This is a genomic window from Phreatobacter aquaticus (genome assembly GCF_005160265.1).
GTDB lineage: Bacteria > Pseudomonadota > Alphaproteobacteria > Rhizobiales > Phreatobacteraceae > Phreatobacter > Phreatobacter aquaticus.
The window spans coordinates 4,453,649-4,468,573 of record NZ_CP039865.1 but is presented as its reverse complement, the minus strand read 5'-3'; the positions used below and the strand labels follow the sequence as shown (position 1 = coordinate 4,468,573).

11 protein-coding genes are annotated in these 14,925 nt (G+C 66.9%); 10 read left to right on the top strand and 1 reads right to left on the bottom strand.

Annotated elements, in window-relative coordinates:
• The 3 genes from E8L99_RS21290 (at nt 1) to E8L99_RS21280 (ending at nt 2,706) form a co-directional block, all read left to right on the top strand.
• Nucleotides 1–765 carry an ABC transporter ATP-binding protein gene (locus E8L99_RS21290; RefSeq protein WP_137101438.1) on the top strand — a complete coding sequence of 255 codons (765 nt, stop codon included), beginning with the start codon at nt 1–3 and terminating at the stop codon, nt 763–765.
• A 20-nt stretch (nt 766–785) separates the two neighbouring features.
• On the top strand, nt 786–2,066 hold the full coding sequence (locus E8L99_RS21285) for an MlaD family protein (RefSeq protein ID WP_168201779.1): 1,281 nt from the start codon (nt 786–788) through the stop codon (nt 2,064–2,066).
• Between the two features lie 82 nt (nt 2,067–2,148).
• Nucleotides 2,149–2,706 (top strand): ABC-type transport auxiliary lipoprotein family protein, encoded by a 558-nt coding sequence (locus E8L99_RS21280; RefSeq protein WP_168201778.1) that lies wholly within the window; start codon nt 2,149–2,151, stop codon nt 2,704–2,706.
• A 329-nt stretch (nt 2,707–3,035) separates the two neighbouring features.
• On the opposite strand, the gene E8L99_RS21275 is transcribed toward E8L99_RS21280, so the two are convergent.
• Nucleotides 3,036–8,300, bottom strand: a complete 5,265-nt coding sequence (locus E8L99_RS21275) for an apolipoprotein A-IV repeat region-like domain-containing protein (protein ID WP_137101435.1) — start codon at nt 8,298–8,300, stop codon at nt 3,036–3,038.
• A 589-nt stretch (nt 8,301–8,889) separates the two neighbouring features.
• On the opposite strand from E8L99_RS21275, the gene E8L99_RS21270 reads away from it, so the two are divergent.
• The 7 genes from E8L99_RS21270 (at nt 8,890) to E8L99_RS21240 (ending at nt 14,899) form a co-directional block, all read left to right on the top strand.
• Nucleotides 8,890–9,249, top strand: coding sequence for an Hpt domain-containing protein (locus E8L99_RS21270; RefSeq protein ID WP_252511180.1), 360 nt, complete (start codon nt 8,890–8,892; stop codon nt 9,247–9,249).
• A 188-nt stretch (nt 9,250–9,437) separates the two neighbouring features.
• A complete protein-coding gene (locus tag E8L99_RS21265; protein ID WP_137101433.1) occupies nt 9,438–9,758 on the top strand; it encodes a 2Fe-2S iron-sulfur cluster-binding protein in 321 nt (106 codons plus the stop codon).
• Nucleotides 9,759–9,857: 99 nt separating this feature from the next.
• Nucleotides 9,858–10,895, top strand: coding sequence for an NAD(P)/FAD-dependent oxidoreductase (locus E8L99_RS21260; RefSeq protein WP_137101432.1), 1,038 nt, complete (start codon nt 9,858–9,860; stop codon nt 10,893–10,895).
• 111 nt (nt 10,896–11,006) lie between these two features.
• Nucleotides 11,007–11,879, top strand: a complete 873-nt coding sequence (locus tag E8L99_RS21255) for a DMT family transporter (RefSeq protein WP_137101431.1) — start codon at nt 11,007–11,009, stop codon at nt 11,877–11,879.
• Nucleotides 11,880–11,912: 33 nt separating this feature from the next.
• Nucleotides 11,913–12,464 (top strand): SixA phosphatase family protein, encoded by a 552-nt coding sequence (locus E8L99_RS21250; RefSeq protein WP_252511179.1) that lies wholly within the window; start codon nt 11,913–11,915, stop codon nt 12,462–12,464.
• Nucleotides 12,465–13,904 carry a YcjX family GTP-binding protein gene (locus E8L99_RS21245; RefSeq protein ID WP_137101430.1) on the top strand — a complete coding sequence of 480 codons (1,440 nt, stop codon included), beginning with the start codon at nt 12,465–12,467 and terminating at the stop codon, nt 13,902–13,904.
• A complete protein-coding gene (locus E8L99_RS21240; protein ID WP_137101429.1) occupies nt 13,901–14,899 on the top strand; it encodes a YcjF family protein in 999 nt (332 codons plus the stop codon). Before E8L99_RS21245 ends, E8L99_RS21240 begins: the two co-directional genes overlap by 4 nt.
• Nucleotides 14,900–14,925 lie beyond the last annotated feature (26 nt).

Genomic DNA, 14,925 nt, shown 5'->3' with positions numbered 1-14,925 from the left:
ATGGCCGAGGACGTCATCATCAAGGTCCGTGGCGTCACGATCGGCTTCGGCGACAAGACGATCATCAATGGGCTCGACCTCGACGTCTTCCGGGGCGAGGTGCTGGGTGTGGTGGGCGGCTCCGGCACCGGCAAGTCAGTGCTGACGCGCTGCATCATCGGGCTGATCCCCAAGCGGGCCGGCAAGATCGAGGTCTTCGGGCAGGACATCGATGAGGCGACCGGTGGGCGGCACAAGGACTTGGAGCGGCGCTGGGGCGTGCTGTTCCAGCACGGTGCGCTGTTCTCGTCGCTGACGGTGAAGCAGAACATCCAGGTGCCGCTTCGGGAATATCTGAAGCTCTCCGAGCCGCTGATGGACGAGATCGCCCGGCTGAAGATCGCGCTGGTCGGCCTCAGGCCCGATGCGGCGGACAAATATCCGTCGGAATTGTCGGGTGGAATGATCAAGCGGGCGGCGCTTGCGCGGGCACTCGCGCTCGATCCGGACATCGTGTTCCTCGACGAGCCGACCTCGGGTCTCGACCCGATCGGCGCCGGCGAGTTCGACACGCTGATCCGGACGCTTCGCGACACATTGGGGCTGACCGTGTATATGGTGACACACGACCTCGATAGCCTGGCGCGAATCTGCGATCGCATCGCGGCGCTCGCAGACGGCAAGGTCATCGCCACGGGTACGATGGCTGACATGCTTCGTCAGCAGCATCCATGGCTGAAGCAATATTTCGGCGGCGAGCGGGCGCGCTCCGCTGGCATCGGCTGAGCACGAGGCGTCCGGACGGAATGGAAACGAAGGCCAACACAACTCTGATCGGAGCCTTCACGCTTGGCGTCCTGGGGCTGTTCTTCGTCTTCCTGTGGTGGTTCCTCAGGGTCGGCGACAGCACCAACCGGACGATCTACAGCGTGGTGTTCTCGGGCCCGGTCTCAGGCCTCAGCACCGGCGCGAGCGTCCAGTTCAATGGTATCCGTGTCGGCGAGGTGCGCTCGATCCGGGTCGATCCTGCCGATCCGCGCAAGGTGATCGCGATGATCGCGGTCAATCCGGACACGCCGATCCGCACCAATACCCGCGTCGGTCTCGAGGTCGGGCTTTTGTCCGGCAATGCCTGGATCGCCCTGCGGGGTGGCGATACCAGCGGCACCGAACTGGCAGCGCCGGCGCCGGGGCAGGCTCCCCAACTCACAGCCGATCCCTCGTCGGTTCAGGACCTTGTCCAGGCCGCCAAGCAGATCATGTCGAATGTCGACCAGATGGTGCGCCGGCTCGACGACACGATTGCTGCCGGTCAGGGCTCGGTTGAGCGCAGCCTCGGCAATGTGGAAAAGTTCACCCAGGCGCTGGCCGACAATTCCGACAGCATCGGCACGTTCCTGAAGGATACCGGCGAGGCCGCCAAGCAGATCAGCGCGCTGGCGCAGCGGCTTGATCGCGTCGCAACTCAGGTCGAGCAGTTGATGGAGGGCGCCGAGCGGGGGCGCGTTGCCTCGATCATCCGCAATGTCGACGATCTGACCAAGAGCCTTGCCTCGCAGGGTGACAGCTTTGCCGAACTGATCCGCGATGCGCGCGGCGCCACCCAGTCGATTACCCGGACACTCGGCGGGGCCGACCGCGTGATGGCGGCGCTCGATACCGACCGGATCCAGCGCGCCATGTCGAATATTGACCGGTTCGCTCAGGCACTCGGCGACAATTCCGGCAGCGTCGACCAGATCGCGCGCAATGCCAGTGAACTGGTCGCCAAGCTCAACGGCATGGCCGATCGGCTGGATCAGACGCTGAAAAGCTTCCAGGGCGATGGCGGAGCCGGCGGCATGATGGCCGAATTCACCGCCACCGCGAAGGCGGTGCGTACGCTCGCCGAGCGGCTCGATACCCGCACCTCGCAGTTGACGACATCGATATCCGGCTTCACGGATCGAACCATTCGCGATATCCAAGCGTTGTCGACTGATGGGCGCCGTACCCTGACGGAACTGGAGCGGACCTTGCGTTCTCTGGAGCGCAATCCGCAGCGTTTCATCTTCGGTGGTTCAGGGGTGCCGGAATTCCGGCGTTGACGTCCGGATGTGACCCTGCTCGGCAGGGGAAAGTGTGGGGTTGGGTTTGAGCCAGCGTGGTTTCATGGGTCGGATCGGGGCGGTGGCCGCCGTCGCGTTCGCTTTGGCTGGCTGCGTCTCTTCTGGCGCTCCGCAGGCCTATGACCTCACCGCGCCCCAGTCTTTCGCCCGTGGCGGCGGCCAGCGCGGCCAGTTGCTGGTGGTCGAGCCCAAGGCAATTGCCAGCCTCGACACCGAACGGATCGCCGTCAGGAACCCCGCCGGCGCATTCTCCTATCTGACCGATGGCGCCTGGGCCGACCGGCTGCCCAAGCTCTTGCAGGCCCGGATGATCCAGGCCTTCGAGAATGCCAACCGGCTGCGCTCTGTCGGCCGTCCCGGCGACCGGCTCACCGGCGACTATCAGCTGATCTCCGACATCCGCTCGTTCGAAGTGGTCACCGGCGGCTCGACCGAGGTGGTGATCGACATGGCTGTGCGGATCGTCAACGAGCGCACGGGCCGTATTCTCGCCGGCCAGGTGTTCCGGGCCCGCGCCAATGCCAGCGGCACGACCGCGCCGGCCGTTTCCGCCGCCTTCAACGAGGCCGCCCAGCAGGCGTTGCGCGACATCGTGGTGTGGACCGCCGGCCAGATCTGAAGTCCTGGCCGATTGTCGCTAGGCTCTACCTTGCCTTGATCTCACGACGTCACCCCCGGCGAGCCCGAAGGGCGAGGGAAGGGGGGCCAGGAGTCGTGAGCCCGGGCCCAACGGGCGCAGATGTCGATAGCACCGACCTCGTGGCCCCTGGATCCCCTTCCCTCGCTTCGCTCGCCGGGGATGACGTCGGGCCTGTCGGATCGGTCAACGCGATGGTGGGGATGGGCGGACATTCGTCTGAGAGCCTCGCTCGCCGGACACGTCACCCCTGCCAACGAAAAGGGCGCCCGAGGGCGCCCTGATCATGTCGGAATGTCTGGCAGCCCGCTTCAGTCGAAGCGCCCGCTGGCATGGGCCAGCAGGGTGAACACCTTGCCGGTCTCGGAGGTCAGGTAGGTGCGGGCGAGCGAGCCGTCGCGGTCGTTGCGGTCGACATCGCCCAGCAGGCGCTGGAACTCGTCGATATAGCGGTCGACCGTGTCGCGGAACTCCGTGTCGCGGCGGTAGCGGCGACGCAGTTCGTCGAAGGTCTGCTGGCCCTGGGTCGTGTAGAGGCGGCGCGAGAAGACGTTGCGCTCGCCACGGCGCCAGCGGTCCCACAGGTCGACGACCGCGTCGTGATCGACCATCCGGGCAATGTCCGAGGACAGGGCGTCGAGATTGTCGAGGGCGGCCGGTGCCGGCGTGCGGCGCGGCGGCGTCGGGCGCAGCGGCTCATCGGCGCTGTCCTCGGTGGAGGCGCGGGCGAGCAGGTCCGACAGCCAGCCGGTGCGGTCGGTGGTGCGCGGCGACTCGGCGCGGGGCGCGGGCTCGCGGCGGACGACCGGATCGGGCGCGCGGGTGCGCACCGGAGCCGGCGGCGCATCGACGACGCGCGGCGGAGCCTCGGCCCGCGGCAAGTCGGCGACGGGCGCGCGGACGGGGAGGGGGGCCTCCTCGCGCGCAGCACGGCGGGGCGCGACCGGGGCCGGATCGACCACGTCGAAGGCCCTGCCGGACTTGGCGACGATGTCGTTCAGTTCGGCCAGCGCCTTGATCTGGTCGGCGACGACGCGGCGCATGGCGGCGGCGTTTTCCTGCGTTTCGCGGGGCAGCTCGACCAGGCCGCGCGACAGCTCGCCGCGCGTCTGGGTCAGTTCGCGCTGGATCTCGGCCGACATGCCCTTCAGGCCTTCGGTGAGGGTGACGAAACGCTCGGCGGCATCGCGGAACAGCGCGTTCATGTCGTTGAACGCCTGCTCATAGGCCGAGCGCATGGCGTGGGTGGTGCGCTCGCGCTCCTTGCCGGTGGCAAGCCGCAGGTGCTCGGCCTGTTCGGCGATGGTTGCGGTGGTCTGCGAGGTCGATTCCACCAGGACGCGACCGATCTCGCGGGCCCGGTTCTCGGCGGAGCCGAGATTGTCGTCGAGCAGGGCCGAGAACGAGCGGACGAGATTGTCCATGTCCTCGGTCTTGCCCGACATGGTCGCGATGAGGTGGTCGAGCGCCTGCCGGCGCTCGTCGAGCGAGGCGGCGAACCGGGTCTGGACCTCGTCCACCTGATCGGCGGCCGTGGTCAGCATGGAGGTTTGACCGTCCAGCCGCTCGGCAAGCGACGACACGTCGCGCAGCACGGTGCCGGCGACATTGGACAATTCGCCGACCTGCGCGGTGAGCACGCGGGTCGATGTCTCGGTGGCGGTCGAGGCCGCGTCAACCGAGGAGCGGAACTCGGTCATGCGGGTGCCGAGCTGTTCGTTGACCGCGCCGAGATTGGTCTCGGCCTGGCTGACCAGCAGGCGCAGCGTCGAGTTGCTCTCGGCGAGGCGGGCGAGAACCGAGCCGACCTCGGTCCGCAGCTGTTCGTTGGTGGCGGTGAGGGCGAGGATCGATTCGCGCGCGCCTTCCTCCACGTTGGAGCGGAAGCTGGTCGAGGAATCGGCGAGCGACTTGACCGCCTGTTCGCTGGTGTCGGAGATCGTCCGGGTGACGTCGATGCCGGTTTCCGACAGGGCGCGGGTGATTTCGGCGCCCTTCTGCCCCAACACTTCGGCGATCGTCGCGCCGCGGTTTTCCAGAGCCCGGACCACGACGTCGCCGACGCGGCTGACCTCGGACGTGATCGACATGCCGTTCTCGCCGAGGCGGGTGAGCAGGCTGTTGCCACGCTCGTCGAGCAGGGAGGCGAGCTCCGCGGAGCGGGCACCCAGGACGACATTGATCTCGTTGACCTTGGTCGAGAGGCCTTGCGAAATGTCGTTCGAGATGGACGACAGGGTCCGCTCCACCGCATCGGCATTGACGCGCAGCGTGTTGGAGACCGCCTCGACCTTCTCGGACAGGGTCTCGGCAATGTTGGTGCCGCGCTCGTCGAGGGTCTGCGAGACGACCTCGAGGCGGCCAACCACGACCTCCTCGAAGCGGGCCACGCGGCTGTCGAGCGTGTCGGCAACCTCCAGCGCGCGATCGCCGAGCGTGCGGTTGATCTCGTCGGCCTTGTTGCCGAGCGTCGCGGTGATCTGGTCGGCCTTGCCGGTCAGGATCTGGGTGACGTCGTCGCTCTTGGCCGAGATCGTGCGGGTGATCTCGTCCGACTTGAGCGACAGGCTCTGGACGATGTCGTGCGAACGGGTCGACAGCGTCAGCGCGATGCCGTCCGAGGCCTCGGACAGGTGACGGGCGATCTCGTCCGACCGGACGGTCAGATTGTTCGCGATCTCGCTCGATTTCTCGGTGAGGTTGCGCGAAATCTCATCCGACTTCTCGGTGAGAATGTCGGTGATGTTGCCTGAGCGGCTGGCGAGCTTCTGGGTGATTTCCTCGGACTTGTCGCTCAGCGTCCGCGTGATCTCGTCCGACTTGGCGGAGAGATTGGTCGTGATCTCGGCCGCCTTGTTCTCCAGCGCCTCGGTGACGTTCTTGCCGCCTTCGCCCATGACCTTGGCAAGTTCGAGCGTGCGGTTGGCAAGCGTCGCGTTGAAGGCCTGCGCGCGGCTGTCGAGAGCCTGATCGATGCGGGCGATCCGGCCGTCGAGGGCTTCCGTGATCTCGGTCGTGTGGGAGGCGACCCGGTCGGCGAATTCGCGGGTATCGCGGGCGATCCGGTCGGCGAGTTCGCCGCCCTTGCCGGCGATCGTCAGGTCGAGCATCTCGATGCCCGAGGTGAAGCGGTCGTCGAGGCGGCCGGTCTGGGCGGCAATCGTCTCGCCCAGCATCTCGGCGTGGTTGGCGACGCGGTTCTCGAAGCCGGACGTGTGCCGGTTGATCGCGTCTTCCAGGGTGATGATGTTCTGGCCGATGCGGGTGACCGCATTGTCGCTCTGCTCGCCGATGGCATTGGCGACCGCGGCTGCGGTTTCCTGCAGGCGGGAGTTGATCTCCTCGCCACGGGCGCCCAGCGCATTGGTGACGTCGATGCCGACAATGCCGAGGCGGTTGGTGAGGTCGGTGCCCTGGGTGGCCAGCGACGACAGCACTTCCGTGCCAGCAAGCTCGATCTCCGAGCGCAGGCCCGAGGTCCGCTCCGAAATGGCCGAGGTGACGGTCTCGCCGGCCCGGTAGAGGGCAAGCTGGACGTCCTGGGCCTTCTCGGTGAGGCTTTCGACCACCTGGATGCCGACATCGCCGATGGCGGACTTGGCTTCCTGGGTGCGCTGGGTGATGGCATCGGCAATGAGCTGGCCGGTGACCGACAGGCGCTTGTCGAGTTCGTCGCCATGGATGGTGACGGTGGTGTGCAGGCGCTCGCCGGTCTCTTCCAGGCGGCTTGCCAGGGCATCGCCACGCTCGGAAATGGTGCCGGCGACCAGATTGCCGGTCGATTCCAGCTTGTCGACGACATTGCTGCCACGGCTCGACAGTTCGGAAATCAGCGCTTCGCCGGTTTCCTTGAGGCGGGAATTGACGTCGTAGCCGCGGGTCGACAGCTCGCTGACGACATTGTCGCCGGTGTCCTTGAGGAGCGCGGCCACTTCGCTGCCGCGCGACGACAGTTCCGACACCAGCGTGTCGGCCGTGGTCTTCAAGAGCGAATTGACCTCGCCGCCACGGGTCGAGAGCTCGTAGACCAGCGCATCGCCGGTCTCCTTGAGGATCGACGTGACGCTGCCACCGCGGGTGGACAGTTCGTAGACCAGCGCATCGCCGGTCTCTTTGAGCACCGAGGTGACATTGCCGCCGCGCGAGGACAGTTCGGAAATGAGCGCATCGCCGGTCTCCTTGAGGACCGACGTGACCTCGCCGCCACGCGACGAGAGTTCGTAGATCAGCGCGTCGCCGGTCTCGCGGATGGACGAGGACACGGCACCGCCGCGGCTCGACAGCTCGGAGATTAGCGCATCGCCGGTTTCCTTGAGCACCGAGGAGACCTCGCCGCCGCGGCTTGCCAGCTCCGACACCAGCGCCTCGCCGGTGTCCCGGAGGCGAATGGTGACTTCTTCCGACCGGCTGGCGATCGCCTGGGTGATCTCGTTGCTGGTGGCCGACAGATGCTCGGTCATCGAGGTGCCGGTCTCGGCCAGGCGTGCCGCCATGGTCGTGCCGGTCTCCGCCATGGTGACGGTGACGATATTGCCGGTATCGGTCAGCACGGCGGTGACGCGGTCGCCGGTGGTGGAGAGCGCGCGGGTGACCTCATCGCTGGTCGAGGCAAGGCGGTCGACGATGTCGTTGCCGCGGGCCTGGAGCTGGCCGATCATGGTGTCGCCGGCATGGCCGAGCGCCATGGTGATGGCTTCCGCCTTGTCGGCGAGCGTGCCGGTGACGCGCATGCCGCTGTCGTCGATCCGGCGGGTGAGGTTCTCGCCGGCTTCGGCAAGATGCATCGCCAGCTGTTCGTGGGCGCCCGTGATGGCGCCGCGCACGCGCTCGGAGTTCGAGGTGATGGCCTCGCGCTGGGTGACCAGTTCCTCGATGAGGGTGCGGATGCGCAGTTCGTTGTCGCTATAGGCGCGCTCGAGCGAGGCGACCTCATTGTGGACCAGCGTCTCGAGTTCGCCGGCGCGGGCCAGCGCCCGCTCGACGCCGTCGCCCATGGCGGCGACTTCGCGGCGGATGGCCTGGCCGACCGAGACGACGGATTCGCGCGCGATCGATTCCGGCTCGGCGAGACGGATCGCCACTTCGCTCATGCCACGCGCGACAATGCGCATGTCCTGAGTGCGGCGGATCAGGGCGCCCATGACGAAGAAGAACACGACGGGCAGCGCGAGCGCCGCGAGGAAGGTGAGGGTGGTCGGTGCCATCAGGTCGATGGTCGCGCCGGCGAACAGGCGCGATCCGAGGAACAGGCCGAGGCCGAGCCAGGCAACCGACAGGATGAGGGCGATCCAGATCGGGGTTGCGGGCGCGCGGCGGGACAGGCGCTCGAGCAGCTCGGCAATGTCGCGGCGATCGTCATTGGCGGCGGGCTGGCTCGGGGAGACCACATTGTCCGACCGGCGCGTGTCGGCGAACAGGTCCTCGTCGACCCGGAAGTCGGCGGCCTTGCCATCGCGTCCCGCGGGCTTCGATGGCGGCGACACCTTCGCCTCCTCGTTGGCCAGATTCAGAGCATCCTGGATGGCGGCAAGAGCCGCTTCAGCCGGATCCTGAGCCTTCTTCGGAGTGTTCGCCATTCGCCCGCGTCCTCGGTACACATCGCAGACAGGTTTCCATCGTCCGTGCTGGCGCGCGCCCCAAGTGCCTCTTGGACGCACAAACACGAATGACGGGATCGCAGTCCGCCGCGTCGTTAATCTACCGGTGACACTCTCCGATTGAAACCTGTCCGGCCGCTTGTTCACCAAACATCGTTAACGGGTTGGCAACCATGGCAATCGAGGCGGCGCGACGGGTCACGCAGCCCAATGGCTCGCGTTCGGTCCGTCGAAACCGGGTCAGGTCCGATTGTCCCGACCCAGATGCAGACCAGCCCGTCGGCCCGCGACCCGTGCAAGAGCCCCTTGTCTTCGGCGCGCGCCCGAATCGGCCAGCCCAAGGTTTCGGTGATCCAGACCCCGGCTGCGCGCGCGCCGTCTGGCCTGTCCGCCACCGTGACATCGGATTGATGGATTCACCGGATATCAACTGCAATTGAAGGGAAACCGCAGTTTCGCCGCGCCTTTAACCTGCCCTTGCCCCATCGCGTCGCAATGTTTGGCCAACGGAGAGAAGGGGACAAATTCCTCCGGGGACAACAGGGACGTAAAACAAATGGCGCGTATCATGAGTGATGATTTTCCGGGCGGCGGCAGCCGCGCAGTTGATCTGGTCCATCTTGCCCGGCAGACGCTGGGCGACCGGGACCTGGAGCGCGAAGTGCTCGCGCTGTTCGAGCGGCAATCGGCTGTGATGGTCGAGCGGCTGCGCCACGCCACCACGGCCAAGACCTGGGCGGAAGCGGCCCACACGCTGAAGGGTTCGGCGCTCGGCATCGGCGCCTTCGGTGTCGCGGAAGCGGCCGAGGCGGTGGAATGCGCGCAGGTCGACCACCTGTCGAGCGAAGCCTGGCGCAAGCTTGCACGGCTCGAGGCGGCGGTTGCTTCTGCCAACGCGTTCATTGCCGATATCGCCAAGGCTGCCTGAGCCGGCGCAGCCGGTTTGCTGAACGAGCAAGGCCGCACCGCGCCGCAGCATCTGGCGCGGAGGCCTCAGTTTCGCTATGTGCCGGATGGTCAAGTCACGGGAACCACCGCCTCGACAGCGGCGGTTCGCCTATTTCAGCCAACCGCTATCCTTTCCAGCGAATAGCCAGTCTTGGGGGCAGAGCCGACATGCCGCAGATCACCTTCATCGACCATACCGGGGAGAAGCGGTCGGTTGCCGGCGATACCGGCGCGACCGTGATGGAAGCAGCGGTCAAGAACGGCATTCCCGGCATTGTCGCCGAATGCGGCGGCGCCTGCGCCTGCGCCACCTGTCACGTCTATGTCGACGAGAGCTGGACCGGGATCGTCGGCGAGCCCTCGCATATGGAAGAGGACATGCTGGACTTCGCCTTCGACGTCCGGCCGAATTCGCGGCTGTCCTGCCAGATCAAGATCACCGATGCGATGGATGGCCTGTCCGTCACCACGCCGGAGCGCCAGGGCTGATTGTCTCAAGCGCGCCGGCTCTGCGCAGCCGGCCTTCCTGAGCGCCGCTGTTCCGGCTAGAGACGGGGACCCCGTCTCACCGCCAGCCGAGCCTTGTCCATGTCCAATGTCATCGAGACCGATTGCCTGATCATCGGCGCGGGGCCCGTCGGCCTGTTCGCGGTGTTTGAACTCGGCCTCCTGGACATCAAGGCCCATGTTGTCGACATCCTGCCGAAGGTCGGCGGGCAATGTTCCGAGCTCTATCCGGAAAAGCCGATCTACGACATTCCCGGCTTTCCGAGCGTCACCGGCCAGGCGCTGGTCGACAATCTGATGAAGCAGATCGAGCCCTTCGGCGCGCAGTATCATCTGGGCGAGCAGGTGGATGTGGTCGAGAGCCTGGGCACGCTAGAGAAGCCCAGGTTCCGGGTGACCACCGATGCCGAAACGGTCTTCGAGGCGAAGACCATCGTGATTGCCGCCGGCGGCGGCTCGTTCCAGCCCAAGCGCCCGCCGGTTCCGGGGATCGACAGCTATGAGGGCACGTCGGTGTTCTATTCGGTGCGCAAGATGGAGGCGTTCCGCGACCGCGACGTGCTGATCGTCGGCGGTGGCGATTCCGCACTGGACTGGACGATCAATCTGCAGCCGATCGTCCGCTCGCTGACCCTGATGCACCGGCGTGACGAGTTCCGGGCAGCCCCCCATTCGGTCGAGCAGATGCGGGCGCTGGTCGCCTCGGGCCGGATGACGCTCGCCTTCGGCCAGATGACCGGTCTCGAGGGCGACGGCAAGACCCTGTCGGGCGTCACCTGCCGGGGCACCGACAACCAGCCTTTCACGGTCTCCTGCAACACGCTGCTGCCGTTCTTCGGCCTGACCATGAAGCTCGGGCCGATCGCCGACTGGGGGCTGAACCTCCACGAGAACCTGATCGCCGTCGATACCGAGAAGTTCGAGACCTCGACGCCCGGCATCTTCGCCATCGGTGACATCAATTCCTATCCCGGCAAGCTCAAGCTGATCCTGTCGGGCTTCCACGAGGCAGCACTGTTTGCCCAGAAGGCGCAGCGCTACATCTATCCCGACAAGCGGGTGACGTTTCAGTACACGACCTCCTCGTCGAGCCTGCAGAAGAAGCTCGGCGTTTCCTGATCGCTGAACGGCGTTCATCTCAGAGACATGGCCGCTATGCCCCGGCCGCCTGCGCCTACCTTAAGGCGGCAGGTCGGATAGACTGGGGGACAACGCGCGGAGACAAGCGCCATGCCCCCACAACCGGCCGAGCGCCCGCTCGCCGCCATAGCCGCCCAGTTCTGCTGCTTCACGGCCGTTTCCGCCAATGATGTCGTGCTCAAGATGCTGGTCGCCGAGGTGCCCAGCAGCTGGCAGCTCATGGCGACACGCAGCGGCATCGGCCTGATCTACCTCATGCCCTTCGTCATCTGGCATCTGGCGCGCGGCACGGCGCGCATCTCGACGCGGCGTTTCGGCGGCCATCTCGGGCGCGCCTGCCTCTCCGCTATATCGGTGTTCTGCTATTTCGAGGCGCTGCGGGATCTCGACCTGCCCGTGGCAACCGCCATCCTGTTCGTCACGCCGTTCTTCGTGGTGGCGCTGTCGGGCCTGTTCCTGCGCGAGGCGGTGCCGCCGAACCGCTGGATCGCCGTGGTCGTCGGCTTTGTCGGGGCGCTGATCATCATCCGGCCAGGGCCGGCGGGCGTGTCGATCGCGGCGCTGCTGGCGCTCGTCTCGGCGGCGACCTGGGCGGCCACCATGGTCGCCATGCGCAACCTGACCAAGACCGAGGGCAATCTCGCCGTCGTCTTCTATTTCAACCTGTTGGTGACGCTGATCGCCGGCACGCTGGCCTTTCCGAGCCTCCAGCCGATGGCCTGGAAGACGCTCGCGATCATTGCCTGGGTTTCGGTCGTCCAGCTGATCTCGCAATATTTCATGATGGTGGCGTTCCGGTTCGCCTCCGCGTCGGTGACCGCGCCGGTGCAATATGTGCAGCTGATCTGGTCGGTCATCGCGGGCTGGCTGGTGTTCTCCGTGCTGCCGGGGCCGCATGTCTTTGTCGGCGCGGCCGTCATCGTGGCGAGTGGTCTCTATCTCATCCTCTCCGAGCGACGCTGAGCCGCCCTTGTCTGGGAGGCATCGATCGCGCACATGAAGGTCCAAGTCGCGGAGAACCGGATGCGTCGCCTGATCCTGCTGCGTCACACCAAATCGGACTGGCCGGCCGGGCTTGCCGATCACGACCGTCCGCTCAATCCGCGCGGCAGGCGCGCCGCTGCCCTGATGGGCGAACTGCTGGTGGCGCGTGGCTATATCCCCGACCGGGTGCTCGTCTCGACCGCGAAACGCACGGAAGAGACCTGGGCGCTCGCACGGGCAGGGCATCCGGAGCTGATCGCGGGTACGCCGGAGCCCTGGATCTATGAAGCCTTGCCGCGTGTGCTGGACTATCTGGTGGCGCGGATGCCGGACAGCGTGCAGACGCTGCTGCTGGTCGGCCACAATCCAGGGATCGAAGACTTCGCGCTGGATCTTGCCAGCGAAGGCCATGAGGCGGGCCGGCGCCGCATGAGCCTGAAATATCCGACCGGCGGTCTCGCGGTGATCGATTGCGCCATCGATCACTGGTCGGATCTGGCCTCCGGGTCCGGCCGGCTTATCGATTTCGTCGTGCCGCGTGACCTCGACCGGGAGGCCGAGTGAATGGTCTGGTCTGGTCTCATCAACGAGACGCGGCTCGCCGCCCGGTCGCTTGCGGCCTATGCCACCGACTGGGTGAGCCCGACGCTCCGCCTCGGCGTCACCGGCCTGTCGCGCTCGGGCAAGACGGTGTTCATCACGGCGCTGGTCCATGGCCTGTTGCAGGCGTCGCGCTGGCCGGTGTTCGAAGCGGGGGCGTCAGGGCGGATCGCCCGTGTCCGGCTGGTGCCGCAGCCCGATGACGGCGTGCCGCGATTTCCCTATGAGGACCATCTGCAGAGCCTGACCGGTCCCGATCGCGCCTGGCCCGAGGGTACCAAGCGGATCAGCGAGATCAGGCTTGCGATCGATTTCGCCTCGAATTCCGGCCTGATGCGCGGCTCGGAAAAGACGTTGACCCTCGATATCGTCGACTATCCCGGCGAATGGCTGCTCGACCTGCCGCTGCTTGCCAAGTCCTATGCCGACTGGTCGCGAGAGAGCCTGGACGCCGCCCGTCGCCCGCCGCGCGCGGGGCTTGCGGCTGCCTGGCTTGCCGATCTTGGCCAGATCGATGCCTTTGGCCTGGCTGACGAAGCAGCGGCGAGGCGGTTGTCCGATGGGTTTACCGCCTATCTCAAGGCCTGCCGCGACGAGCGCGTGTCGCTCTCCACCCTGCCGCCCGGCCGCTTCCTGCTGCCCGGCGAGATGGAGGGATCGCCCGCGCTGACCTTCGCGCCGCTCGATCTCGGCGGCCGCACGCCGCCCGGCGACAGCCTCGCCGCCCTGATGGAGCGCCGGTTCGAGAGCTACAAGCGGCTGGTGGTCATGCCGTTCTATGCCAACCATTTCGCTACGCTGGACCGCCAGATCGTGCTGGTCGATGCGCTGGCAGCCCTCAATGCCGGTCCGCCGGCGCTGGCCGATCTCGAGGTGGCGCTCTCGGAGGTGCTGACGGCGTTCCGCCCCGGCGCCAATTCGATCCTCTCGGCGATCCTTGCCCGGCGCATCGACCGGATCCTGTTCGCCGCCACCAAGGCCGACCATCTGCACCAGACGAGCCATGACCGGCTGGAAGCCCTGCTGAAGCGGCTGACCGACCGGGCCATCGGACGGGCGCAGTTTGCCGGCGCCAAGGTGGATGCAGTCGCGCTGGCCTCGCTGCGCGCCACGCGCGAAACCACCGTCACCCGCAAGGGCCGGCCACTCGCCTGTATCGTCGGCGCGCCGCTGCCCGGCGAGAGAGTGGGCGACGAGATCTTCGACGGCCTGTCCGATATCGCGGCCTTTCCGGGCGAACTGCCGGTCGATCCGGATGTGCTGTTTGCCGGACCGGACGCGTTTCGCGGCGAGGATTACCGCTTCGTCCGCTTCCGGCCGCCGCTGGCCGATCCCGCCCAGGCCTTGCCGCATATCCGGCTCGATCGCGCCGTTGAATTCCTGATCGGAGACCGGCTGGCATGAGCCCCCCATCCAACAAGCCGCAGGCCTTCCGGCTCGACCAGACCGATGTCGAGATCGCAGCACCGACCGATGCGCCGGTGGTCGATCGCACCGATATTGCCGAGGTCATCGCGGAGACGCCCGGTCCCGCGCCGAAATCCAGCCGCTGGGTCACGCTGTTCTGGACGGGGCTTGGCGCTCTCGTTTCGCTCGCGTTCGGCATGGCGGTCACGCGCCTGATCGATGATCTTTACGCTCGCGCGCAATGGCTCGGCTGGGTCGGCCTCGCGGCGCTGGCCCTGTTCGTGCTGGCGGGCGGCGTGCTGCTGGTGCGCGAGCTGATCGCGCTCCGCAGGCTTGCCCGCTTCGACCATCTGCGCGAGCGGGCACTGGCCGCGATCGCGGTATCCGACGACCTCGCGGCCGCCCGTGTCGCCGACGAGCTGATCGCGGCGCTTGGCGCCAATCCGCGCACGGCCCGCGGCCGGGCCAATGTGGCCGATGCGCTCAATGGCGCGGTCATCGACGGCCGTCAGCGCCTGCGCATCGTCGAGCGCGAATTGCTCGAGCCGCTGGACCGCGAGGCAACGCGAATGGTGGCGGAAGCGGCACGGCGGGTCTCGGTCATCACGGCGGTCAGCCCGCGCGCCGCCGTCGACCTTGCCGTGGTGTTCGGCACGACCGTGCAACTGATCCGGCGCGTTGCCCAACTCTATGGGGGCCGGCCCGGCACGCTCGGCATGTTCAAGCTGACGCGCCACATCCTCGCCCATATGGCGCTGACCGGCGGAATGGCCGCCGGCGATACGGTGCTCGATCAGCTGCTGGGGGCGGGTCTTGCCTCCAAGCTTTCGGCGAAGCTCGGGGAGGGGGTGCTGAACGGGTTGCTCACCGCCCGGCTTGGTGTCACGGCCATCGCGGTCACCCGGCCGCTGCCCTATATCGGCGCGCCCAAGCCGGATCTGCGCGATCTCGTCGGCGATGCCTTCTCCTGGGGGCAGAAGGGCAAGTCTTGACGCATTTGACGGGCGTCAAGGCCAGT